The sequence below is a fragment of the Variovorax sp. PDC80 genome (assembly GCF_900115375.1).
Taxonomy (GTDB): domain Bacteria; phylum Pseudomonadota; class Gammaproteobacteria; order Burkholderiales; family Burkholderiaceae_C; genus Variovorax.
In genome coordinates, this window is the sequence record NZ_FOWG01000010.1 from 221,222 (window position 1) to 244,375 (window position 23,154).

Below are 23,154 nucleotides of genomic sequence, written 5' to 3' on the forward strand. Positions count from 1 at the left end.
TTCCTCGAGAGGGGCCGCACGGCCGCTGTCCGATAATCGCGTCGCCGCGCAACTGGCGAACGGATGGAGCACCATCGGGGAGCGCGGCCATCGTCACGCCGATCGCCTGGGCATGTCTGTCGTCTTTTCAGGAGTTCCGACGATGAGTGTCCGCATGCGCGCGCCGCACCGGTGCATCCTTTCGCTTCCCCGGCTTTCGCCCCTTTGCTCCGGAGGTGCGCGATGACCGCCCCGACGCCCTGCATCCTGCTCGACGGCAAGTCGGTCGCCACCGCGAACGAGGAGGCGCTGCGACAGCGGGTGTTCGCATTGAAGGCGAGGAACGGCGAACGCACCCCCATCCTCGCGACCCTCCTGGTCGGCGACGATCCCTCGTCCGCGACCTACGTGCGGATGAAAGGCAATGCCTGCCGCCGCGTCGGCATGGATTCGCGCGTCGTGACGCTCGATGCGCGCGCGACGACCGCGGATGTGCTGCGCGAGATCGATGCGCTGAACGCCGACGAACAGGTGCACGGCATCCTGCTGCAGCATCCCGTTCCCGCACAGGTGGACGAGCGGCAGTGCTTCGACCGCATCGCCATCCGCAAGGACGTGGACGGCGTCACCAGCCATGGCTTCGGCCGGATGGCATTGGGCCAGCCGGCCTTCGGCTCGGCGACACCCGCGGGCATCATGCGGCTGCTCGCGCACTACGGCATCGACGTCGCCGGCAAGCGCGCGGTGGTGGTCGGCCGCAGCCCGATCCTCGGCAAGCCGCTGGCGATGATGCTGCTGAACGCCGATGCGACGGTGACCGTGTGCCACTCGAAGACCGCGAACCTCGCCGACGAGGTGCGGCGCGCCGAGGTGATCGTCGGCGCCGTCGGCCGGCCGCGCTTCATCCGCAGCGACTGGATCCGCGACGGCGCCATCGTCATCGATGCCGGCTACCACGAGGGCGGCGTCGGCGACATCGAGACCGAGGGACTGTTCGCGCGCTGCGCGGCGCTCACGCCGGTACCGGGCGGCGTGGGGCCGATGACGATCTCGACGCTGATCTCGCAGACGCTGGAGGCGGCGGAGCGCGCGGCCGCCTGAGCACGCTGCATCGTTGCGCGACTGTAGCCTTGTGGCTACAATGGCGCCATGTTCACGGTCATTGAAACCGATGAGTTCTCAGGGTGGCTGGAGGGGTTGAAGGATGGCATGACGCGCATCCGGCTGGCCCGTCGGCTCGACAAGGCGCGCCGAGGGAATCTGGGGGACGTCGCGCCCGTCGGTGAAGGTGTTTTTGAAATGCGTGAGTTCTTTGGCCTCGGTTGGCGCATGTATTTCATCGAGCAGGCCGGGACCATCATCGTCATGCTGGGTGGTGGCGACAAGTCGACCCAGCAGCGCGACATTGGACGAGCCAGGAAGATGGCTCTGGAGTTGCGAAATGAGCAAGATCAAGACCCGTCCCTTTGACATCGCCAACTACCTCGCCAGCGAGGCCGACATGGTGGAGTACCTGCGCCAGGTCGTGGATGACAACGACCCGGCCGAGCTGGCAGGGGCGCTTGGCGCCATTGCACGCGCACGCGGCATGGCCCAGCTCGCCAAGGACACGGGCCTGTCCCGCGAGAGCCTGTACAAGAGCCTCTCGGGAGAAAGAGCGCCCAGCAGCGATACCTTGTTCAAGGTCATCAAGGCGCTGGGCTTCAAGCTGACGGTGGAGCCGGCGGACACCTGAACCGCAGGCACCGCAGATCGCCCACGGGGCCTCTCAGCCCCGCTCCTCGTGCTCCCCGCGAATGATCTGGTGCAGCGTTCGCAGCAGCACCTCCGGCTGCACAGGCTTGAACATCACGACCAGCCCGCTGGCATAGGCCGCGCGCACCCGCTCGGGATCGGTATCGCCCGTGACCAGGATCGTGGGCACGCGGCGGCCGGCGAGCCGGCGCAGTTCCGCGGTCGCCTCGATGCCGTCCTGCGGATCGGCGAGCCGGAAGTCGATCAGGAAGGCGTCGAAGCCGTCGGGCGTGGCGCGCACCTGCGCGCTGGCATCGGCGAGCCGGCAGGTGATCTCGATGCGCTCGCAGTAGGGCGCGAGCCACATGCGCACCGCCTCTCCCACCGGCTGTTCGTCGTCGAGCAGCAGCACGCGTGGCGGCACCAGCGGCAGTTCGGTGATGTCGGCCTGCGCGGTATCGGGCATGGCCGCGGGCGCGACGGGCAAGGCGGTGGGCACGGGCGGGCGGCGCGGCAGGTCGACCCAGAACACGCTGCCGTGGCCGAGCCGCGAGCGCACGCCGATCTCGCCGCCGAGCAGGTCCACCAGCCGCTTGACGATCGCCAGCCCGATGCCCAGGCCGCGCGCGACGTCGCGCTGCGGGTTGTCGACCTGGTAGAACTCGTCGAACACATGGGGCAGGTGCTCGGGCGCGATGCCCAGGCCGGTGTCCCACACGGCCAGCCGCAGGCGGTCGCCGCGCGGCCGCGCGCTCACGAGGATGCCGCCCTGGCGCGTGTACTTGAGCGCGTTGTCGACGAAGTTGGTCAGCACGCGCAACAGCAGGTCACCATCGGTCTGCAGCCATTCGGGCGCGGTGTGGAAGCGCAGCGCGAGGCCGGCCTGCTGGGTGCGCGGCTCGAAGATCTGCGACAGCCGCAGGAACAGCGGGTCCACCGCCATCCGTACCGGCTGCGGTACCACGGTGCCGGCATCGATCTTCGAGATGTCGAGCATCGCGTTGAGCAGGCCGCTCACCGCATCGGTGGCCTGCACCACGCGGCCGGCCACGGGGGCCAGCGGATGGTCGGCCAGGTCGCGTTCGAGCGAGCGCGAGAACAGCGCCAGCGCATGCACCGGCTGGCGCAGGTCGTGGCTGGCCGAGGCGAAGAAGCGGCTGCGCTCGCGGTTGAGCCGCTGCAGCTCGAAGGACTGGCGCAGCAGCTGCTCGCTCAGCAGTTCCTTGTCGATCTGGTCGGACAGGCTGCGCCGGATCAGCTGGTGCTGCGACAGCGCATAGCGCGCCATCGAGCCGCCGAACAGCAGCCCGACCACGCAGGTGAACCAGCCATCGGTGCCGCCCATCCAGGCGAAGCGCGTGACCACGCCCAGCGTGAGCGGGATCGTGACCACGGGCACCATCGCGCGCCAGGTGGCGATCACCGGCACCGAACCCATCAGCACCGCGAACATGCCCAGCAGCAGGATCAGGATGCGCATCGGCGATTCGGTGCCCGGCGGCATCAGCGCCCAGGGCGCCAGCGTCCACATCGACATGTAGGCGCCCAGCGGCAGCATGAAGCGCCACGCGCCATCGGGTTGGCGCAGCGTGAACTCGGGCTCGGGATAGAGACGCGCGTTCCAGCGCATGAACACCAGCCGCAGGCACAGCAGCGTGCAGATCACGATGCCCCATGCCAGCGCGCCGAAGCCGCGCGTCATCCCGAAGAACACGCCGGCCATCGCGATCGCCGAGGCCAGCGCCGTCAGCACCGTGGGCGGGCCCATCACGAACATGCGGCGCAGCAGGCGTTCGCGGACCAGTTGGGCGTGGGAGTCGGCGGGCCCGGGCACGGGGCCCGACGGGGTGGAGGTGGCGCCCGGCGTACGCATGGGCGGCAGTGTAAGGGCCGGGGGCAACTACCATCGGCGGGAACCGATGTCCTTTTCTTGATGGCGAACTGGCCTGTGGGAGAAAGTTCTTGCGCGAAGAGGTCCACTACAGCCGAGCGATCGAGGTCCCCGGCCTCGTGCTGAGCACGGCCCGGTTCGCCGCGTTCCGCTTCAAGCCTCACTACCACCTGGACTGCCACGTGGCGCTGGTTGCCGAGGGCGTTCAACGCCAGCGCTTCAAGGGCGAGCCGCTGCTGCTCACGCGCGGCGCGATCCAGTTGATGCCGGCGGGTGAGGTCCATGATGGCGTCGCCGGTGCCGACGAGGCCTACACGCTGCAGACCTTCAGGCTCTCGCCCGCGCTGCTGGCGGGCCTGGGCGAGGAGATCACCGGCAAGCACCACTTTCCTTCGCGGGCCGCCCTGGTGCTGCGCGATGAGCGGCTCGCGGAACGGTTGCTGGGCATGCACGCGGCGCTGCGGAACGCGGCGGCCGATCCGCTGCTCGAGGAGGCCCGCGTGGTGGAACTCTTCGAGTCCCTGTTCGCGCGGTTGCTGAAGCCGCCGCCCCAGCGCATCGCCGGCACCTTGACGCCCCGGCAACTCCAGCGCGTGCGCGACTTCATGGAGGCGCAGTTGTGCGAGAAGCTCGGCCTGGAAGATCTCGCCCTCCTGCTGGAGCTCGACCGCTTTCGCTTCCTCAAGCTCTTCAAGCGCACCGTCGGCATGACGCCCCATGCCTGGCTGTTGCGGCTGCGTCTCGAGAAAGCGGTCGAGCTGATCGAGGCGAAGCGCGACATGTCGATGACCGAGATCGCCCACGCGGTCGGGTTCTTCGACCAGAGCCATTTCACGCGCGCGTTCAGCGATGCCTATGGGGTGACACCGACCCGGTTCCAGCGGCCCAGGGGCAATTTTTTACAAGGCGACCCCGCACCCGATCGGTAGCCTTCGACCTTCGATGCCCGGCCGCTTGCGGAGCCGGACGCCCATGGAAGCGCACCGAATGACCACCTTCAGTTTTCTCGACGACTACAGCGAGGGCGCGCACCCCGACATCCTGCGCGCGCTCGCCGACACCAACCTCGTGCAACAGGCGCCCTACGGGGACGACGACTACTCGGCGGACGCGGCATCGAGGATCGGGGCACACCTGGGAGAGCCCTTCCAGGGCGCCATCCACTTCGTCGCGAGCGGGACCATGGCCAACATCGTCTCGATATCGAGCTGCCTGCGCCCGCACGAGGCGGTGATCGCGGCGGCCTCCGGCCACATCGTCGTGCGCGAGGCGGGCGCGATCGAGGCCACGGGGCACAAGCTCATCCTCGTTCCAGCGGTCGACGGAAAGATCACGCCCGAGAACGTCAAGACCGCGCTCGCGGCCAACGCGCACTTTCCGCACATGGCCAAGCCGCGGCTGATCTATCTCTCGAACGCGACCGAGACGGGCACCGTCTACACCCTCGCCGAACTGCGCCGGCTCTCGGCCCTCGCCAGGGAGCGGGGGCTGATCCTGTTTCTCGATGGCGCGCGCCTCGGCGCCGCCCTGGCCTCGCACAAGAACGATGCCGCGCTGGCCGATATCGCCTCGCTGGTCGATCTGTTCTGGATCGGCGGCACCAAGGTCGGCGCCCTGCTGGGCGAGGCCATCGTGGTCTGCAATCCCGCGCTGGCCGAGGACTTTGCGTTTCAACTGAAGCAGCGCGGCGGCATGCTGGCCAAGGGGCGGCTGCTCGGCATCCAGTTCCGGGCGCTGTTCGGCGACCCGCCTCTGTTCTTCGATTTGGCGCGGCATGCGAATGCGATGGCGGCAAGGCTGGCGGCCGGCATCGCATCGTGCGGCCATGGACTGGCCGCGCCGACCGAGACGAACCAGGTGTTCGCCATCCTCCCGGACCCGGTCGTGGTTGCGCTGCGCCGGGACTTCGCGTTCTACGTGTGGGGCGAATCCGCACCCGGGCAGTCAGTGATCCGCCTGGTCTGCTCGTGGGCGACGAGCGCAGATCGGGTCGATGCTTTCGTGTCCCGCCTGGCTTCGCTCTCGGGGCCCGAAAACGCGGTGCTAGACTGACCCTTCCCGCTCCAAGACCTTGGCGGGCCGAATTCCGACGCGGAACAGACGGCCTCGCAGAAGTGCATCACAAGCCAGGGTTGCGTTTCACCACTGCGACAGCGCTCGAACGAGCGCGACGAAGGACCTCCATGAACGCCATCAAGGAAGCACGCCGGCTCATCACGGCCGACCCGAACAGCGAGGAGTCCCTGACCCTGGCACGGCTGGTCCTGGCGCTGGAGTCGGATGTCGATTTCTCCCTGGCCAGCCTCTATGCGCTGAAGCTCAAGAGCTTCGATCTCGCCCTCGACATCCTCAAGGAATGGCGGCTCGACCGCTACTACGTGCAGAAGGGCAAGCTGCTCGACGTGTCGTACCAGGCGCACGTGCTGGCGGCGCACTGAGCGGTTGCACCGGCGTTCGCGCGCTGGCTGTTGGCGCCCCAAAAGGCCGCTCCCACCGGTTGGCGCAGCGGCCGCGGCGATCCGGCTCGCCAGCCGATCTCAGTGCATCTCGGCCAGCGCCTCCTTGACGCCCTGTTCCTGCAATGGCGTGTCGCCGCCGTCGAGGTGCAGGGCCGCGTGCGGCGGTACCGGGGTTGCGCAGTCCTTGTGGATCACGCCATCCTTCATCACCAGCTGCACCCTGGCCGGGTCCGTCAGCAGCGACAGGTCTTGCAGCGGGTCGCCGTCCACCAGGACGATGTCGGCGAGAAAGCCGGCCTTCAACCGTCCCAGTTCGTCGGGCCGCAGCATGATCTGTCCGCCCAGCCGCGTCGCAGCCATCAGCGCCTCCTTGGGTGTCATGCCGATGTAGTCGACGAAGTACTGGAGGTCGTTGGCATTGGTGCCGTGTGGCATCCACGCGAATCCGTAGTCGCCGCCCGGCAGGATGCGAATGCCGCGCTTGTGCATCTCGCGCAGCGACGCCGATGCGATCTCCAGTTCGCGCTTGTAGCCCATCTGCGTGGCGACCGCCTCCGTGATGCCGTACTCGGCCGCGTTGTAGGTCGTGCGAATGAGCCAGCCGATGCCCGGCGCGACGAAGTGCCGGTCCTTGGCCGCCTCGAGCATGTCGAGCGCTTCCGAATCGGCAAAGCTGGCGTGGTAGACCATCTCGATGCCGTGGCGCACGCACTGCTTGACCGACTCGCTGGAGCGCGCATGCGCGGCCATGCGCTTGCCGTAGCGCTTCGCTTCCTGCGCCAGCATGGCGACCTCGTCTTCGGCGAACGGCGACATCTCCGCGGGCAGGCCTGCGATGTACTCGCCCGACAGATTGATCTTCAGGTGGTCCACGCCGTACTTGATGAAGGTGCGGGCCGACTTGCGGATCTCCTCGGGGCCGCTGCAGACGCTGCCGAAACTGAGTTCTTCGAACTTCATGTGCGGCAGCGTGTTGTCGCCCAGCGCGCCGATGGTGGTGATCTCCTGGCTGCCGGCCAGGTAGCGCGGGCCGGGGAACTCGCCCGCGTCGATGGCGTTGCGCAAGACCACGTCGAGCCGCGGCTTGGCCGCTGCCGCGCCGATCGCGGAGGTCCATCCCATGTCGAGGTAGCGCTTGGCCACGCGCACGCACCAGAGCATGTGCTCCTCGGGCGGCATGAACTGGATGGCCGCGAGGGACGGCTGGTCGTTCCACGAGAAATGCGTGTGGGCCTCGGTCATGCCCGGCATGAGAAAGCGGCCTTTGCCGTCGATCACGCGCGCGTCATCGGTGCTCACCCGCTGGGGGAAGCGCGCCACCTCGACGATGCGCTTTCCCTCCACGAGAAGGTCGCCGGTGTAGGGGTCCTCGCCCGAGCCGTCGAAGATGCGAACGTTGGTGAATGCAATACGGGTCATCGTTGTCTCCTCCGGCATGCGCTGCCGGCCATGGGGTTGTGGAATGGCGCCTGGCGCCGTCTCAGCGCAGTGCCGCGTAGAAGGCTTCGATTTCTCGTGCGCAGCGCTGCGGCTGTTCGAAGGTCGTCCAGTGGCCGCATCCGTCGAGCACGACGACGCGGCTGCCCGCGATGCGCTCCTGCATGGCGCGGACGTTGTGCGGCGGCGCCACGCCATCCTGATCGCCGGTGACCAGCAGGGTGGGCACATCCAGGCGTTCGAGCGCGGCCGACTGCGCATCGGCGAGCGCCGCGCAGCTTTGTGCGTAACCCTCGGGCGACTGGCGCATCACGCTCTCCCGCACCAGCGCGAGCACCGCCGGTTGTTGTTCCTTCGTTGGCGTGCCGGTCGCGCCTTTCACGATGGCATCGGCGATCTCCTGCATGGCGGCCACACCGCCTCGCGCCGCGTTGGCACGGGCCGCGATGTTGGGGCGGGCGGCATCGGGAGGCGCGGCCAGCGGGCCGAAGAGCACCAGCGATTTCACCGAACCAGGACAGCGAAGCGCCAGGTGTTGGGCGACGATCGTGCCCATCGAGTGGGCCATGACGTGCACCGATCCGACGTCGAGCGCCGAGAGCAACTGCACCATCGCGTCCACGTAGCGCTCGATCGACAACGCCTTGCCGTCTTGCGGCAACGGCGACCTCGCGCTTCCCGGAAGATCGGGCCTGATGCAACGAAAGCCGCCGAGCACCGGCAACAGGGGCGTCCAGTTGTTCGACGAGCCGCCGAGCCCGTGGATGCACAGCAGCGCCTCGCCGGTGCCGTCGATCTCGACGGCCAGGTCGTTCAGAACTTGAGTCGTCATGCGCAGCCCTTCAGACGAACTTGTTCTCGATGGCGCCGAGCCGGTCGATCTCCACGCGCACCACGTCGCCGGCGCGCAGGTAACGCGGCGGACTCATGCCCATGCCCACGCCGGCCGGCGTGCCGGTCGCGATGACGTCGCCGGGGTAGAGCGTGATGCCGCGCGAGATGGTCTCGATCAGCGTGGGAATGTCGAAGATCATGTTCTCGATCGGACCGTCCTGGCGCAGTTCGCCGTTGACCCAGCAGCGCACGCGCGTCTTCGTGCCGTCGAACTCGTCGGCGGTGACGATCCACGGGCCCATCGGGCAGAAGGTGTCGAAAGACTTGCCCAGGTCCCACTGGCCATGGCGCATCTGCACATCGCGCGCGGTCACGTCGTTGACGACCGTGTAGCCGAACACATGCGACATCGCGGCGGCGCGCGCGATGTTCTTGCCGCCCTTGCCGATCACGACGGCCAGTTCGGCCTCGTAGTCGATCTGCGTGGAGACCTCGGAAGGAACGAGCACGTCGTCGTGCGGGCCCACGACGCACTCGGGCACCTTGGTGAAGACGATGGGCCACTCGTCGGTCCTGGCCGTGTTGTCCTTGAACACCGAGGCCGCCAGTTCCTTGGCGTGCGCATGGTAGTTGCGCCCCACGCACCAGAGGTTGCGGCGAGGCTTGGGCAGCGGTGCATCGAGCACCACCTCGCCCAGGTCGACGGCGGGGCCGGCCGGCTCCGGAAGCGAGCCGCCCTCGGCGAGGGATTGGATCAGCGTTAGCACGCCGCTGTCGGCCTGGACCTGCGTGAGCTGTAGCGGGGTGACGGTCTTTCCGTCGGCGCAGACGAGCCCGACCTTGCGGTGGCCTTCGCTCGTGAAAGTGGCGATTCGCATGAAGCTTTGCTCCTGTGTTGTGGCGATGCGGCAACTTTAGGAATTGCGGGCCCACGCCGCTTATCGGTCGATCCGGCGACGTATCGAATCGTCTGGTGCCCTCCTAAGGACTTACCCGAGGCACGGTGCCGGTCGCGGAGCCGGGAAGGAACAATCGCCGCAAACCACCTCGATGAAGCAAACAGATGCAGGAAGCCTATGCACTTCACGAAGGCACGTTCGGCACGGCGATCGTCCTGGAGGCGAGCGCCAATCTGGTGTCGCACGCGCACTCGGAAACGCAGCTCGCCCTCTGGCTGGGCGGGGCGCGCGCCTGCGCGCATGTCGGTGCGCAAACCGTGCCCTACAGCGAGAGCGTGGCGCTGGGCGTGAACGCGTTCGAGGCGCACGACATGGTTCGCCTGGACGACAGCGGATCGAGCCTGTTCATCGTCTTCATGATCAAGAAGGAGTGGCTCGACGAACTTGGGCAGGCGAAGGACCGCAGCTTTCGCTTTCCCTCGCCGCGGGTGCCCATCGGCGACGCGCTGCGCCGCTCATGCTGGCGTGTGCTGGACCTGATGATCTCCGCCGGCAGCGGACGCGACCAGGTCGACAAGGAGGTCGAGCGCTTGCTGGAAGCCGCCATCGCGGCCTCCAGGACGGGTGGCGAGGCCCCTTCGGTCGCGGCGGGCATCGGTGTCACGCTCGATCATCGCCTTCGGGCCGCCATCGCCCATATGCGCGCGCACGTCTCGGAGAAAACGACCATCGACGAGATCGCGGCCAAGGTCGGCCTGTCGCGCGCGCACTTCTTCGCGCTGTTCCGCGACCAGTTGCACACGACGCCGCAGGTGTTCTGGAGCGGCGTGCGCGTCGAGGAAGCGATGCGTCGCGTCAGCGAAGGCGGCGAACTCACGGACGTTGCGCTCGACCTGGGCTTTTCGGCGCCCGGCAACTTCTCGCGCTTCTTCAAGGAGCACACGGGGATTTCGCCATCGATCTTCAAGCGGGCCACGCGCGCGCCTTCTCCTGTCACCGTGACGGGCATTCCGCGCGAGGGGCAGAGTCTCTCTTCATCCGCCGACGTACCGGAAGATGAAGGCAAACGCGGCCATATCCGCAGCATATGAAAGTGTGACTCGAAAAGGTATTTCCGAATATGAGAGGGCATGCCTACGATGCCCGCATGACAAGAAGAGACAAGCCGCAGGAGCCCCCTGCACCTCGGCGGACCGCGAAACGCCGCACGGCCCTGCTGCTCGCGGCGGGCCTGCTGTTCGGGACGGCCTGCGCCGCCGCACCGCAGGTCTCCACCATCATCGTGCCCGCGCCGCCCGGCGGTCCGATCGACCGCGTGGCGCGGCTGCTCGCCCCCGAACTCGCGGCCGCGCTCGGCCATCCCGTGCTGGTCGACAACCGCCTGGGCGCCGCCGGCAAGATCGGCGTGCAGGCGGCCCTGCGCGCACCGCGCGACGGCCGCACGCTGATCGCGGTCTCGCCCTCCATCGCCTCGGTCAACCCGGTGCTCGACAAGGCGCCCGGCTATGACCCGCTGAACGACTTCGATGCACTGGGCATCGTGGCGGCCAATGCCGGCGTGGTGGCCGTGCGCGCCGACCTGCCGGTGGCCGACATGGCCGAGCTGGTGCGCTATGCGAAGGCGCATCCGGGCGAGTTGACCTACGGCTCCTTCGGCATCGGCACCAGCCTGCACCTGCAGAGCGAGGAGCTGCTGCGCACGCTCGGCATCGACGCGCGGCACATCCCCTACAAGGGCGAGGCGCAGGCGATGAATGCGCTGGCGGGCGGCGAAGTGGACCTGATGCTCTACGCCACCGCGCCCATCGTCCCGCTCGTGCAGAGCGGCCGCGTGCGCGCGCTGGCGGCCACGTCCTCGCAACGCTGGGCGATGCTGCCCGAGGTGCCGAGCTACGCCGAAACCGGCGTGCCGGCCTTGCGCAGCTACCAGTACCACTCCTGGGTCGGGCTGGTGCTGCCCGCCGGCACGCCGTCGGCAGCGCGGCGCGAAGTCCTGCAGGCCTGGCAGCGCGCGCTGGCCAGCCCGAAGCTGCTCCAGTCCCTGGTCGCGCAGGGCTTCGAGCCCGCCTCGGGCGATCCCGCGGAAATGCAGCGCACTATCGCCGCCGAGATCGCACGCCACCGCGCGCTGCTCGCGAGCGGCCGCATCAAGCTCGATTGAGCGGCCCGGCCTTCGCGAGATCCATGACGGAGAGGCGCGCGATGGGTTCGATCAGCCGATCACGGCTTGCGCGCCTTCGGCGCCTTCTTCGCCGGCGCGACCTCCAGCCCCGTGATGCCGTTGAGGAACAGCTGCGTCGCGATCGGTGCCATCTGGTCGTAGGAGAAGCGTCCCCCGGGCTTGAACCAGGTGAACATCCAGTTGAGCATGCCGAACAGGAACATCGTCAGCAGCTTGTGCAGCTGCGAGGCGTGCAGGTCGGGGCGCGTGACGGCGATGGCGTCGGCGAACACCCGCACCACCGTGCGCTCCTTGTCGAGCACGCGCGCCTGCGCCTCAGGAGCCAGGAAACGCACGTCCTCGGTGAGCACGCGGTGCTCGTGCTGCGCCTCGGCGTACTCGGCCATGAAGGCCTCGATCAGCTCGGGCAGCCGCTCGTCGGGCGCGAGTTGCAGCGCTTCCACGCCCGTGACGATGTCGACCAGGCGCGACACATGGCCGTCGGCGATGTGAAGCAGCACCTCGGCCTTGTCCTTGAAGTGGTGGTAGAGGCCGGGCTTGGACAGATGGCTGGCCTCGGCGATCTCGTTCATCGACGTCGCCGCATAGCCCTTGCGGGCGAACAGCTCGGCGGCGGCCTTGGCGATCAGGCTGCGCTGGTCGTTGGGGCGGGAGGAAGCGGTGTCAACGGTCATGGATGGCAATGAAGGGCTGCGCGCGAGGCCACGCGGTCCGCGATCTTAGGGGTTAGTCCCGAGCCTTTGCCGCTTGCCCGTGTCCGCGCTGCTGCGTTAGCCTTGCGCGGATTCCAAACCGACCGGTCGGTTGGTTTTCTGATCGATCCACATCGACCGGACGACTAAGCCCATCGAGCGAGATCCGCCGGCCATCCGGCACCCATCAAAATATCGGAGACAACCATGCGCGACGAGAAGTGTGTGAACCGTGCCCTGCTGTCGGCGGGCCTGCTGATGGCCGCCGGCCTGGCCCTGCAAGGCTGCGGGGGTGGCGGCGGAGGCGGCGGCGGCTTCCTCCCGATTCCTGCGCCCGCGCCCGCGCCCGCACCGGCCGCGCCGCCGCCCGCGGGTCCGTCGGGCCCCAGCGTCGAGCAGCTCAAGAGCACCTGCAACGGCCTCAAGGGACAGGTGCTGGCGGGCGTCACGGTCACGCAGACCGCGCGCTTCGAAGCCAAGACGGCGGTCAACGCCTCGGGCTTCTGCCAGGTGCTGGGCACGCGCGCGCCCTTCCTCGACATCGAGATCGACGTGCCCGACAACTGGACCGGCCGCTACTGGCAACAAGGTGGCGGTGGCTTCGACGGACGCATCGCCTCGGCGGTGACCAAGGACGGCGGCGGCGCGGTGACGGCGGTCGATCCCACGCTCGCGCTGAAGGGCGCGGTGTATGCGGCTTCGAACGGCGGCAACCGCGCGAGCGTGCCCGCGCAGGCCGCGCCCGGCGTCTGGGCCAGCGGCACGGCCGAGGGCCAGCAATCGGCGACCGACTATGCCTATGCCGCGGTGGGCACCACGGTGCGCTTCGGCAAGGCCGTCGCGCAGGCCTTCTTCGGCAAGGCGCCGACGCACAGCTACTTCAACGGCTGTTCCAACGGCGGACGCAATGCCTACATCGCCGCGCAGCGCTGGCCGCAGGAGTTCGACGGCATCGTCGCGGGCTGCGAGACCATGGACATGGCGGGCCAGACCGGTGCCTGGCTGCGCGCGGCCTCGCTGACCGGCACGCCCGCGGCGCTGAGCCCCGCGCAGACCGGCGCGGCCTATGCGGCGGCGTTGTCGGCTTGCGATGCGCTCGACGGCGCCAGCGACAACCTGATCGGCAATCCGCAGGCCTGCAGCTTCGATCCGGCCGTGCTGCAGTGTGGCGTGGCGGGCGCGAGCAGCGATCCGGCCCTCTGCCTGAGCGCCGCGCAGGTGGGCACGCTCCAGTCCTTCCTGTCGCCGCTCAAGCTCTCGAACGGCTCGACCGTGCTCTCGGGCTATTCGTGGGGCAACGGCCTCGGGCTCGGCTGGGGCGGACTCGGCGGTGGCTTCGCGCTGCTCGCGAGCGGCGACCCCGCCTGGCTCACGCCTGCCAAGCAGGCCGGCTTCCAGCTCGAGACCGACTACTACATGCTCGGCGCGGGCCTGGCGCGCATCGGTGCCGACCACGACAAGGCCGCCATCGCCAGCTATGTGGCCTCGGGCCGCAAGCTGATCTCCTGGCACGCCGGCAGCGACGCGCTGCTGTCGCCGAACGACCATTACCGCAACTGGACCACCATGACGGGCATCGCCAGGTCGCTGGGGCTCGCCGATCCGAACAGCGCCACGCGCTTCTTCATCGTTCCCGGCGGCGGGCATGGTGCCGGCGGCAGCCTGCAGGAAGTGGACTGGGCCTCGGCCATCATGGGCTGGGTGGAGAACGACGCCGCGCCCACGCAGCTGACCTACAGCTTCACCAGCGGCGGCACGGCCCGCAGCATGCCCGCCTGCCAGTACCCCAAGTACCCGAAGTACAAGGGCTCGGGCGACGCGAACGTGGCGGCGAGCTACAGCTGCAGCTGAGGGCCGCGGCATCGCGCGGGCGCCGCGTGCACGCGCGGTGTTCTCGTACCATCGATGCATGAGCATCGAAGCGAAAGCCGCCTCCCCTTCCCTCGTCGACATCGGCGTCAACTTCCATTCGGGCCAGTTGGCGTCGATCACCGCGCCCCTGCTGGCGCGCGCCAAGGCCGCGGGCGTGGCGCAGATCCTGGCCACGGGCACCTCGCTCGCCTCGAGCCAACGCGCGCTCGAGCTGGCGCGGGCGCATCGGGGCGTGGTCTTCGCGACCGCGGGCGTGCATCCGCATGACGCGAAGTCCTTCGACGCCGCCACCTTCGAGCAGCTGGCCGAACTGTGGCGCTGTCCCGAGGTCGTGGCGGTCGGCGAATGCGGCCTCGACTACAACCGCAACTTCTCGACGCCCGAGGCGCAGCGCGCGGCCTTCGACCGGCAGCTCTCGATGGCCGCGCAGACCGGCAAGCCGCTGTTCCTGCACTGCCGCGATGCCTTCGCCGATTTCCACGACATGCTCGCGCCCGTGGTGGCCGATGGCGCGCACGGTGTGGTGCACTGCTTCACCGGCGACCGCGCCGAAGCCGAGGCCTTTCTCGCGATGGGCCTCGACATCGGCATCACCGGCTGGGTGACGGACCTGCAGCGCGGCCAGGCCTTGCGCGCGGCCATCCCGGCCATTCCGCTGGACCGGCTGCACCTCGAGACCGACGCGCCCTACCTGATGCCGAAGAACGCGGGCCTGCGCGGCAAGCCGAACGAACCGGCGTACCTGCCTTGGGTTGCCGCGGGCGTGGCCGAACTGCTCGAACGCGATGTCGCCGAGGTCATCGCGGCCTGCAGCGCCAACAGCCGGCGGCTGTTCGGACTCCCACCCGTCGAGGTCGCCGCATGAGCACGTCGAGAAAGATCACGATCGAGGTCGATGCCGAGCTGCGCGTGTCGGGCCTGATCGATGCGGCCGACGATGCCCGCTTCGCCCTCGTGCTCGCGCATGGCGCGGGCGCGGGCATGACGCATGCATTCATGGAGGCCGTGGCGCAGGGCCTCGCCGAGCGCCGCATCGCCTGCCTGCGCTACCAGTTCCCGTACATGGAGCGCGGCTCGAAGCGGCCCGACGCACCGCCGCTCGCGCATGCCACGGTACGCGCGGCCGCGGCCAGCGCTGCCGCGCACTTCCAGGGACTGCCCCTGTTCGCGGGCGGCAAGTCCTTCGGCGGGCGCATGACCTCGCAGGCCCAGGCGCTGGGCCTGCTGCCCGAGGTGACCGGGCTGGTCTTCCTCGGCTTCCCGCTGCACGCGGCCGGCAAGCCCTCGATCGATCGCGCGGCGCACCTGCACGAGGTCGACGTGCCGATGCTGTTCGTGCACGGCGCGCAGGACAAGCTCGCGGAACCGCCCTGCTTCGCGCAGGTCGTCGACTCGCTCGGTGACTGGGCGAGCGTCGACGAATACGCGGCGGCCGACCATGGCTTTCACGTGCCGAAGAAATCGGGGCTGACCGACGCGCAGGTGATCGAGCAGATGCTCGATGCGGTGGCGGTGTGGATGCAGGCCTGGCTGCTGCCTTGAACGTGAGCCTCGCTCAGCGCAGCGAACGGCAGAAGCGGTCGATGCGCTCGCAGGCGATACCCAGCGACGCCTCGTCGAGCGCATAGGCGATGCGGAAGTACGGCGCCAGTCCGAAGGCCGCGCCGTGGACCACGCCCACATCCGCCTCGTCGAGCAGCGCGAGCGCAAGGTCCTCGTCGCTGGCCAGCACGGTACCGGCCGCGGTCGTCCGGCCGATCAGTGCCTCGCACGAGACGAAGGCATAGAAGGCACCCGACGGCCTGTCGCAGCGCAAGCCCGGCGTGGCGTTCAGCGACGCGACCAGCAGATCGCGGCGCCGCTCGAAGGCGGCGCGCGAACGCGCGATGAAGTCCTGCGGTCCGTTCAGCGCCGCGAGCGCCGCATGCTGCGAGATCGAACTGGCCCCCGAGGTCTGCTGGCCCTGCAGCTTCTCCATGGCATCGAGCAGCCAGCGCGGGCCGGTGCCGAAGCCGATGCGCCATCCGGTCATGGCATAGGCCTTCGACACGCCGTTCATCGTCAGCGTGCGCGCGGCGAGGCGGGGTTCGGCCTGGGCCAGCGTGTGGAAGGCCAGCCCGTCGAAGACCAGGTGCTCGTAGATGTCGTCGGCCAGCACCAGCACCTGGGGATGGCGCAGCAGCACCTCGGCGAGCGCGCGCAGTTCCGCGAGCGTGTACACGGCGCCCGTCGGATTGCTCGGCGAGTTGAGGACCAGCCACCGGGTGCGCGGCGTGATCGCGGCCTCCAGCGCCTCGGGCCCGAGCTTGAAGCCGGACTCGCCACCGCAAGGCACCACGATCGGCCTGGCGCCGCACAGCTGCACGATCTCGGGGTAGCTGACCCAGTAAGGCGCCGGCACGATCACCTCGTCGCCGAGGTTCAAGGTCGCCGCGAGCGCGTTGAAGATCACCTGCTTGCCGCCTGAACAGACGATCGTGTCCTGCCAGCCGACGTCCAGGCCGTTCTCGCGCCGGAACTTGGCCGCGACGGCCTCGCGCAGCGCGCGCAGGCCCGCGACCTGCGTGTAGCGCGTATGGCCCTCGCGGATGGCGGCCACGGCCGCGTCGCCGATGTGCGCGGGCGTGTCGAAGTCGGGCTCGCCGGCCGACAGCGAGACGATGCTGGCACCGCCCGCGCGTCGCGCCGCCACCCGGTCCATCATCCTGTAGGTCGCGGAGGGCTGCGCGGCCTCGAGGTGCACGTTCAATCGCGCGGCCGATGCCACCGCGGTGTCGCTGCTCATGGCGCCTTCCGCTGCAGCGTGTGGTAGCCCATCGCCGCGCGCGCCTCGCCGAGCGTCTTGCCTTGCTCGATCCAGGCGCGGATCTGCGACTCGGCGGCCTCGATCCGGCGCGCGAGTTCCGCAACCTCGCGGGCCCGCGCGCGCGGCACCACCAGCACGCCGTTCGCGTCCGCCACCACGATGTCGCGCGCGACCACGCGGGCCTGGCCGATGGACACGGGAACGTTCACGCCCTCGACCTGCACGCGGTCCTTGCCGGTGCGCATGAAGCGCCCGCGCGTGAACAACGGGTAGCCGTCGTTCAATGCCTTCGACACGTCGCGGCAGACGCCGTCGATCACGGTGGCGGCGATCCTTCGCCGGCCCGCGTACTGGGTCATGATGTCGCCCCAGACCGTGCAGTCGGTGCGTCCGCCGTTGTCGATGACGAGCACGTCGCCCTCGGCCACGTCGTCGATGAAGTCGCCGACCGAGCCCGCGGGCGTGCTGGCCGGAACGTACTTCACCGTGAAGGCGGGCCCCACGGTCACGCCGGCGTAGTCGGCCAGCGGCACGAGGCCGAAGCAGTGGCCCGGCAGGCCGAGCTTGTCCATGGCGTCCGAAACGCCGGGGGTGTCGAGGCCTTCGAACAGGGCCACGAGGTCCTTGTCTTCTTGTTGCATGGGAATGGCTTTCGCTGGGAGTGTGGTGATGGATGTCAGAGGCCGTGCGCCGACAGGGTCCGGTCGAGCCAGCCCTGTTCGACGCGCCCGGTGGCGATCTCCGCCTTGATCGCGTCCTCGGTCCGGACGGTCTGCGCGACGGCCGCGAGCAGGCGCTCCCCGTCCGCGGGATCGAAGCAGACCACGCCGTCCTCGTCGCCGACCACCACGTCGCCCGGATGCACCACCTGCCCGCCGACGCAGACGTCGCGGTTCATCGAACCGGGGCCGAACTTGTAGGGCCCCCGGTGCGTGCTGCTGCGTGCGTGGCACGGGAAGTCGGCCTCGAAAAAGGCGCGCGTGTCGCGGATTGCGCCGTCGATCACGAAGCCCGCGCAGCCGCGCTGCATGGCGTAGAGCATGATCAGCTCGCCGACCAGTGCGTTGTGCGGATCGCCCGCGCCATCGATCACGAGCACATGGCCGGGCTCGATGTCCTTGAGTGCGCGATAGATCAGCAGGTTGTCGCCGGGCCGCGCCTTGATCGTAAAGGCGGTGCCGACCAGCTTGCGCGCGCGGTGGAAGCGCTGCAGGCCGACGATGCCCGACAGGCGCCGCAGGTTGTCGCTGAGGTGCGGCGTGACGACGTCCCGCAGCGCGGCGGTCAGCGTCTCGGGCGCCAGTTTCGGGATAGGCCCGATGTCGAAGTTGAAAAGGCTCATGGTGTGCTCGCTGGGTGTGGCGGTCTATCGCGCGGCCGCGTAGCTTTCCATCGGCAGGTCGTTGGGGTCCTGCCAGAGCTTCTGCAGCGCGGCGGGCGGCGCCATGTTCAGCCGTACGTTGCGCGGCGGGATGGGTTCGGCGTACCACTTGTTCCACAGCGTCTTCATCTCGCCCGAACGCATCATGTCGCGCAGGGTCCGGTCGGCCAGCGCCTTGAGCGGCGCGTCGTCCTTGCTCAGCATGATCGCCAGCGGCTCGGTGTTGAGCACCTCGCCCACCACGGCGAAGTCGGCCGGATTCCTCGCATTGGCGATCGACGCATTGAGCAGGCCCGCGTCGATCACCCAGGCGTCGGCCTTGCCCGATTCGAGGATCAGGAAGCTCTCGGCGTGGTCCTTGCCGAGGATCTCGTTGAACTTCAGGCCGGTGGCGCGGCTGTTGCGGCGCAGATGCTGGACCGAGGTCGTGCCCGTGGTCGCCACCACGGTCCTGCCTTCGAGATCCTTGATCGAGCGGATGCCCGAGCTGGCGCGCACCGCCATGCGCACCTCCTCGATGTAGGTGGTGAGCGTGAAGGCGACGTCCTGCTGGCGGGCCTGGTTGTTGGTGGTGGAGCCGCACTCGAGGTCGACCGCGCCGTTCTTCACCAGCGGCACGCGGTTCTGCGAGGTCACGACCTGGTAGCGGACCTCGAGCTTCTGCAGGTTCAGCTGCTTCCTGATCGCGGCGACGATCCGCTGGCAGATGTCGACCTGGAAGCCCACGGCCTGGTCGCTGCCCAGCACATAGGACATCGGCAGCGAGCTGTCGCGCACGCCGAGCGTGACCACGCCCGTGCTGCGGATGCGCTCGAGGGTCTGGGCCGGCGCTTCGGCGGCGCTGCCCAGCGCAAGCGCGGCCGCCAGGAAGATTGCGATTTTTCTCATGGAGTACCTCGGAGGACTGGACGATGCGGATCGGGCTATCGCGCCTCGGCGGGCTGGCGCTCGTCCATCACCGCCGCGAAGTGCCTGTCGTGCATGGCCTCGGCCACCGACTGGCCGGCGCGGATCCGCGCCACCATGCCGGCCTGCTTCGCGGCGGTGCGTTCCGCGATGTCGAGGATCTCGTCGATGCGCGCGACCGGCACGAACACGCAGCCGCAGCGATCGGCGATCACGAAGTCGTCCTGCGCGACCTCGACGCCCGCGACCTTCACGGGCGCGCCCGAGCCCGTCTGTACCAGGCGGTTGCGGGCACTGACCATGGTCACGCCGCGGCCGTACACCGGGTAGCCGATGGCCTCGCTGCCCTCGATGTCGCGGCTGAAGCCGTCGATCACCGTGCCGCGGATGTGCTTCATCGTGGCGGCATTGGCGACGATGTCGCCCCAGCACGAGACGCCCTCGATGCCGCCGGCGATCACGAGGATCCGGTCGTCGCCCTGGCTCTCGGCGATCACGCTGGTGATGGGATGCACCGTCAGGCCGCCGCTGGCCTGCTTGGGCGCCAGCTGGATGGTGGAGGCGCGGCCGACGATCGTCGGGCACTGCCACAGCGGACGCAGGCCCACCGTGGCGCCGGGCAGCTCGAGGAAGTCCAGCGCGTCGGACACGGTGTTGGTGTCCAGGTCGGCGAGGCGGGAGAGTCGTTGGGCGTCGGTGGTCATGGTCTTTCAGGGGCTGGTGGCGCCGAGGGAGGCGATCGGGTCCGTCATGGCGTTCACGGGTGCAAGGGAAAGCCGATGTTCCGGGGCCGGGTGCGATACGTCCATTCGCAAGACGGGAAGAACTTGATACGCTCGGCCTATCGATGATCAACTTCCGCCTGCTCCGCCATCTCTACCTTTTCTCGGTGGTCGCCGAGGAGCTGCACTTCCGGCGCGCCGCGGCGCGGCTGGGCATGTCGCAGCCGCCGCTCACCGAGCAGATCCAGGTGCTGGAGGCCGCGCTCAAGGTCCGGCTCTTCGAGCGCTCGAGCAAGGGCGTGCAGCTCACGCCCGAGGGCGCGGCCATCCTGCCGGCCGTGAAGAAGCTGGTGTTCCAGATGGACCGCGTGGAGGTCTCGGTGCAGGAGGCGCTGCGCGGCCGCGGGCGCATGCTGACCATCGGCGCCATCACCACGGCCATGGCCAGTCCCCTGCCCGCGGTGATCGAGCAGCTGAAGGCCGAGGTGCCGGACGCGAGCATCTCGGTGATCGAGATCGACAGTGCCGAGGCGCTGCTCGCGCTCGACGAGGGCGTGATCGATGTGGCCTTCGCGCGCATCGAGGGCGACGCGGGGCAAGGGGTGCAGGCGCGGCCGCTGCGCACCGAGCGCCTCGGCGTCGCCCTGCCCGCGTGGCACCCGCTGGCCGCGCGCAAGACCATCGCGCTGCGCGAGCTGGCGGACGAGGAATTCATCATGTTCCCGCGCGCGGTGAGCCCGAGCTTCTTCGACGGCATCGTCGCGGCCTGCCGCGCGCACGGCTTCACGCCGCGCATCCTGCACGAATCGCGCTCGGTCACCTCGCAGATCGCCATGGTCGGCTGCAGCCAGGGCATCGCGCTGGTGCCGCTGGGGCTGCAGGAGCTCGGCGGCGAGCGGGTCGCGATCAAGCCCTTGAAGGAACAGGTCGACGTCGTGACCATCGCGGTCGCATGGAGCGCGAGGACGCGGGATCCGATGGTCGAGCGCATCGTCGCCATTGCCGCCGCGCTGGGCGCGGGCGGCGGGGCGCGGAAGTCCGTGGCGAGAAAGTAGGCGAGGCCGCCGCTACTTCGCGACGATCACCACCAGCACCGACGCATCCTCCCCATCGACCGAACGCAGCTTGTGCGCGATGGTGGAGTCGAACTGCACGCAGTCGCCCACGTTGAGCATCTCCTTGCGGTTGCCGATCTGCAGCTCGATGCGGCCCGTCAGCACGTAGAGGATCTCCTCGCCGTCGTGGTGGCTCATGATCTTGCTGTGGCCGCCTGCGCGCTCGCCGGGGCGCAGCACGAAGGCGCGCATCAGCCGGCCCTGGCTGACGCCGGCGACCAGCGACATGTAGGTGCGGGCCTCTTCCTCCGACGGCGCGGGCGCGCGCACGATGGACACGGCATCGGCCACGGTGGAGCGGCCGAACAGGTTCTCGACGGTGACGCCCAGCGCACTCGCGATCTTCAGCGCCGACTCGATGGACGGCTTGGAGATGCCACGCTCCACCTTCGACAGGTAGCTGCGCGTGAGTCCGGAGTCGCTGGCCAATTGCTCGAGCGTCAACCCGCTCTGCACCCGCAGGAACTTGAGATTCAGCGCCATGTGTCTGTGGTGTCCATGCGGTCGATCTTAGCGTCGGCGCCGCGGGGCCCGGGGGCTCAGCAGTCGAGCGGCGCCGGGGCGCCACGGGTCTGCCGGCACCAGTAGTCGAAGGTGGCGTTGACGATCGAGGGCTTGAGCAGGTAGTCGTGCGCCTCGCGCGCGAGCACGTCGTCCACCGGCGTCAGCGGGCCGAAGGCCTGGGCGCGGATCTGCATGCGCGCGGCGCGCTCGAGGTAGACCGACAGGTAGGTCGCCTCCTCGATGGTCTGGCCGGCCGTGAGGTAGCCATGGTGGGCGAGCACGATGGCGCGCTTGCTGCCGAGCGCGCCCGAGATGATCACGCCCTCCTGGTCGGCGATCGGAACGCCGGGCCATTCGCCGAGGAAGGCGCAGTCCTCGTGCAGCGGCGTCATGTCCATCTGCGAGATCACCAGCGGCTGGCGCGCGGCCGCGAGCGCCGAGGCCCAGGGCGAATGGGTGTGGACGATCGACTGGACATCGGGCCGCGCGCGATACACCCACAGGTGGAAGCGCGTGGCGGGGTTGGGCATGCCGATGCCGGTCAGGGTTTCGAGGTCCTGGTCGACCTCGATGAAGTCCTCGGGCGTGGCCTCGTCGAAGCCGAGGCCGAAGCGCAGCGTCCAGTAGGCGCCGGGGCGTTCCGAGCGCGCGCTGATCTGGCCCGCGAGCCCGGCCTCTTGCCCGGTCATCGCGAGGATGCGGCAGGCATAGGCCAGCGTCTCTTTCATCGTGCGCGGCGCGCCCGCCAGGTGCTGCGCCATCTCGCGGGTGGCGCGCTCGTCGAAGTATTCCTTGCTGCGGAGTTCTGGGGTCATGGTTCGATGGAGAGAAGGTGGGGGATAGAAGGAAAAGGCGCGGCGTTCAGGGCACGGCCGCCAGCACCATGTCGACCAGCCGCTGGACCAGCGGCGATTGCGGCTTGCCCGCGCGCGTGATCACGACCACGCGCCGGCGCATCAGCGGTCGCTCGATGCGGACCTTGCGCAGGTCGTTGTCCTGCAGCAGCTTGTCGGGCATGCGGGTCGGCAGGATGCAGGCGCCCATGCCCGCGGCGACCAGCTTGACCAGGGTGTCGACGGTCTCGGCCTCGGCGACGATCGGCAGCTTCAAGCTGCCCTGGCGCACCATCTTGCCCAGCGCATAGTGGGCCGGAAAAGCCACCAGCCGCGGCCGCTCCTCCGTGAGGTCGATGGTCTCGCCATGGGCGCTGTCGCGCGTGGCGATCAGGCACATCTCGTCGTCGAACAGCGGCCGCGTGTCCAGCGTCTGCGAGGCGACGGCCGTGTCGTAGACCAGGCCGATGTCGGCCTTGCCGTTCTCCACCAGCTCGGCCGCGTCCGACGAGCTGCGGCACATCAGCGACAGCGCGACGTCGCTGCATTCGGCCGAGAAGCGCGCCACGATCTCGCCGAGCAGGTAGTAACTCAGGGTATGGACCGCCGCCACCCGCACCGTGCCCTGCGACACGCCGTCGTGCTTGCGCACGCAGTCGACCGCGGCGTCGATGCTGCGGTAGGCGGCCTCGGTCTTCTCCTTCAGGCCGCGGCCGGCTTCCGTCAGCTCCACGCCGCGCCCGTTGCGCACGAACAGCGGCTGGCCGAGGCAGCTCTCGAGCGTCGCCAGCTGGCGGCTCAGGCCGGGCTGGGTCTGGTCCAGCGCCTCGGCGGCGCGCGAGAGCGACTTCAGGTTCGCGATCTTGAGGAAGTACCGCAACTGGCGGTCGAGGGCGTCCACGCGATCC

General features: G+C 69.1%; 25 protein-coding genes and 1 riboswitch. Of the genes, 12 read left to right on the plus strand and 13 right to left on the minus strand.

The annotated features are described in order from the left end of the window. Positions 1-38 precede the first annotated feature (38 nt). Positions 39-119: riboswitch (ZMP/ZTP riboswitch) on the plus strand. Positions 120-222: 103 nt separating this feature from the next. The 3 genes from BM109_RS27250 to BM109_RS27260 are packed head-to-tail and all read left to right on the plus strand — an operon-like array spanning position 223 to position 1,714. Beyond that, positions 223-1,080 carry a tetrahydrofolate dehydrogenase/cyclohydrolase catalytic domain-containing protein gene (locus BM109_RS27250; RefSeq protein WP_093349778.1) on the plus strand — a complete coding sequence of 286 codons (858 nt, stop codon included), beginning with the start codon at positions 223-225 and terminating at the stop codon, positions 1,078-1,080. A gap of 48 nt (positions 1,081-1,128) precedes the next feature. After that, complete coding sequence (locus BM109_RS27255) at positions 1,129-1,449, plus strand: type II toxin-antitoxin system RelE/ParE family toxin (RefSeq protein ID WP_093349781.1); 321 nt, start codon at positions 1,129-1,131, stop codon at positions 1,447-1,449. Then, positions 1,421-1,714 carry an addiction module antidote protein gene (locus tag BM109_RS27260; RefSeq protein ID WP_093349783.1) on the plus strand — a complete coding sequence of 98 codons (294 nt, stop codon included), beginning with the start codon at positions 1,421-1,423 and terminating at the stop codon, positions 1,712-1,714. The genes BM109_RS27255 and BM109_RS27260 overlap by 29 nt, the downstream gene beginning before the upstream one ends. 33 nt (positions 1,715-1,747) lie before the next feature. On the opposite strand, the gene BM109_RS27265 is transcribed toward BM109_RS27260, so the two are convergent. Then, positions 1,748-3,586, minus strand: a complete 1,839-nt coding sequence (locus BM109_RS27265; protein ID WP_093349786.1) for an ATP-binding response regulator — start codon at positions 3,584-3,586, stop codon at positions 1,748-1,750. A gap of 89 nt (positions 3,587-3,675) precedes the next feature. Between BM109_RS27265 and BM109_RS27270 the strand changes: the two genes are divergently transcribed. The 3 genes from BM109_RS27270 (at position 3,676) to BM109_RS27280 (ending at position 6,042) form a co-directional block, all read left to right on the plus strand. Further along, positions 3,676-4,533, plus strand: a complete 858-nt coding sequence (locus tag BM109_RS27270; RefSeq protein WP_093349788.1) for an AraC family transcriptional regulator — start codon at positions 3,676-3,678, stop codon at positions 4,531-4,533. A 58-nt stretch (positions 4,534-4,591) separates the two neighbouring features. Further along, a complete protein-coding gene (locus BM109_RS27275; RefSeq protein ID WP_093350178.1) occupies positions 4,592-5,656 on the plus strand; it encodes a threonine aldolase family protein in 1,065 nt (354 codons plus the stop codon). Positions 5,657-5,787: 131 nt separating this feature from the next. Further along, complete coding sequence (locus BM109_RS27280) at positions 5,788-6,042, plus strand: hypothetical protein (protein WP_093349791.1); 255 nt, start codon at positions 5,788-5,790, stop codon at positions 6,040-6,042. Positions 6,043-6,141: 99 nt separating this feature from the next. On the opposite strand, the gene BM109_RS27285 is transcribed toward BM109_RS27280, so the two are convergent. The 3 genes from BM109_RS27285 to BM109_RS27295 form a co-directional block, all read right to left on the minus strand. Then, complete coding sequence (locus BM109_RS27285) at positions 6,142-7,482, minus strand: metal-dependent hydrolase family protein (protein ID WP_093349793.1); 1,341 nt, start codon at positions 7,480-7,482, stop codon at positions 6,142-6,144. A 61-nt stretch (positions 7,483-7,543) separates the two neighbouring features. Further along, positions 7,544-8,332: an alpha/beta fold hydrolase gene (locus tag BM109_RS27290; protein ID WP_093349796.1), complete on the minus strand. Its 789-nt coding sequence runs from the start codon at positions 8,330-8,332 to the stop codon at positions 7,544-7,546. 10 nt (positions 8,333-8,342) lie between these two features. Continuing rightward, a complete protein-coding gene (locus tag BM109_RS27295; RefSeq protein ID WP_093349798.1) occupies positions 8,343-9,212 on the minus strand; it encodes a fumarylacetoacetate hydrolase family protein in 870 nt (289 codons plus the stop codon). A gap of 185 nt (positions 9,213-9,397) precedes the next feature. Here BM109_RS27295 and BM109_RS27300 point away from each other — a divergent pair, with 185 nt between their 5' ends. Both BM109_RS27300 and BM109_RS27305 read left to right on the plus strand, forming a co-directional pair. After that, on the plus strand, positions 9,398-10,324 hold the full coding sequence (locus BM109_RS27300) for a helix-turn-helix domain-containing protein (RefSeq protein WP_256222803.1): 927 nt from the start codon (positions 9,398-9,400) through the stop codon (positions 10,322-10,324). Between the two features lie 56 nt (positions 10,325-10,380). Further along, complete coding sequence (locus BM109_RS27305; RefSeq protein ID WP_177239477.1) at positions 10,381-11,394, plus strand: Bug family tripartite tricarboxylate transporter substrate binding protein; 1,014 nt, start codon at positions 10,381-10,383, stop codon at positions 11,392-11,394. Positions 11,395-11,453: 59 nt separating this feature from the next. Here the strand turns inward: BM109_RS27305 and BM109_RS27310 are convergent, their stop codons facing one another. After that, complete coding sequence (locus BM109_RS27310) at positions 11,454-12,089, minus strand: TetR/AcrR family transcriptional regulator (RefSeq protein WP_093349803.1); 636 nt, start codon at positions 12,087-12,089, stop codon at positions 11,454-11,456. Between the two features lie 225 nt (positions 12,090-12,314). Between BM109_RS27310 and BM109_RS27315 the strand changes: the two genes are divergently transcribed. From BM109_RS27315 to BM109_RS27325, 3 genes are read left to right on the plus strand one after another with little or no spacing between them, the layout of a single operon-like run. Further along, positions 12,315-13,958, plus strand: a complete 1,644-nt coding sequence (locus BM109_RS27315) for a tannase/feruloyl esterase family alpha/beta hydrolase (protein ID WP_093349806.1) — start codon at positions 12,315-12,317, stop codon at positions 13,956-13,958. Between the two features lie 58 nt (positions 13,959-14,016). Continuing rightward, entirely contained in the window at positions 14,017-14,844 is an 828-nt protein-coding gene (locus BM109_RS27320; RefSeq protein ID WP_093349808.1) for a TatD family hydrolase, read from the plus strand. Beyond that, positions 14,841-15,521, plus strand: coding sequence for an alpha/beta hydrolase family protein (locus BM109_RS27325; protein WP_093349811.1), 681 nt, complete (start codon positions 14,841-14,843; stop codon positions 15,519-15,521). Before BM109_RS27320 ends, BM109_RS27325 begins: the two co-directional genes overlap by 4 nt. 13 nt (positions 15,522-15,534) lie before the next feature. Here BM109_RS27325 and BM109_RS27330 read toward each other — a convergent pair whose 3' ends face one another. The 5 genes from BM109_RS27330 to BM109_RS27350 are packed head-to-tail and all read right to left on the minus strand — an operon-like array spanning position 15,535 to position 19,776. After that, on the minus strand, positions 15,535-16,764 hold the full coding sequence (locus tag BM109_RS27330) for a pyridoxal phosphate-dependent aminotransferase (RefSeq protein WP_093349814.1): 1,230 nt from the start codon (positions 16,762-16,764) through the stop codon (positions 15,535-15,537). Further along, positions 16,761-17,426 carry an RraA family protein gene (locus BM109_RS27335; RefSeq protein WP_093349817.1) on the minus strand — a complete coding sequence of 222 codons (666 nt, stop codon included), beginning with the start codon at positions 17,424-17,426 and terminating at the stop codon, positions 16,761-16,763. Before BM109_RS27335 ends, BM109_RS27330 begins: the two co-directional genes overlap by 4 nt. A 35-nt stretch (positions 17,427-17,461) precedes the next feature. After that, on the minus strand, positions 17,462-18,127 hold the full coding sequence (locus tag BM109_RS27340; RefSeq protein WP_093349819.1) for an RraA family protein: 666 nt from the start codon (positions 18,125-18,127) through the stop codon (positions 17,462-17,464). Between the two features lie 24 nt (positions 18,128-18,151). Then, entirely contained in the window at positions 18,152-19,054 is a 903-nt protein-coding gene (locus tag BM109_RS27345) for an amino acid ABC transporter substrate-binding protein (protein WP_093349822.1), read from the minus strand. A 35-nt stretch (positions 19,055-19,089) separates the two neighbouring features. Continuing rightward, positions 19,090-19,776, minus strand: coding sequence for an RraA family protein (locus BM109_RS27350; protein ID WP_093349824.1), 687 nt, complete (start codon positions 19,774-19,776; stop codon positions 19,090-19,092). Between the two features lie 143 nt (positions 19,777-19,919). Here BM109_RS27350 and BM109_RS27355 point away from each other — a divergent pair, with 143 nt between their 5' ends. Beyond that, on the plus strand, positions 19,920-20,849 hold the full coding sequence (locus tag BM109_RS27355; RefSeq protein WP_093349827.1) for a LysR family transcriptional regulator: 930 nt from the start codon (positions 19,920-19,922) through the stop codon (positions 20,847-20,849). A 12-nt stretch (positions 20,850-20,861) separates the two neighbouring features. Here BM109_RS27355 and BM109_RS27360 read toward each other — a convergent pair whose 3' ends face one another. The 3 genes from BM109_RS27360 to BM109_RS27370 are packed head-to-tail and all read right to left on the minus strand — an operon-like array spanning position 20,862 to position 23,147. Continuing rightward, complete coding sequence (locus BM109_RS27360) at positions 20,862-21,392, minus strand: helix-turn-helix domain-containing protein (protein WP_093349829.1); 531 nt, start codon at positions 21,390-21,392, stop codon at positions 20,862-20,864. Positions 21,393-21,448: 56 nt separating this feature from the next. Then, the gene (locus BM109_RS27365; protein ID WP_093349833.1) at positions 21,449-22,228 is read right to left on the minus strand and encodes an aldolase; all 780 of its coding nucleotides are present in this window, start codon (positions 22,226-22,228) and stop codon (positions 21,449-21,451) included. A 46-nt stretch (positions 22,229-22,274) separates the two neighbouring features. Then, on the minus strand, positions 22,275-23,147 hold the full coding sequence (locus BM109_RS27370; RefSeq protein WP_093349835.1) for a LysR family transcriptional regulator: 873 nt from the start codon (positions 23,145-23,147) through the stop codon (positions 22,275-22,277). Positions 23,148-23,154 lie beyond the last annotated feature (7 nt).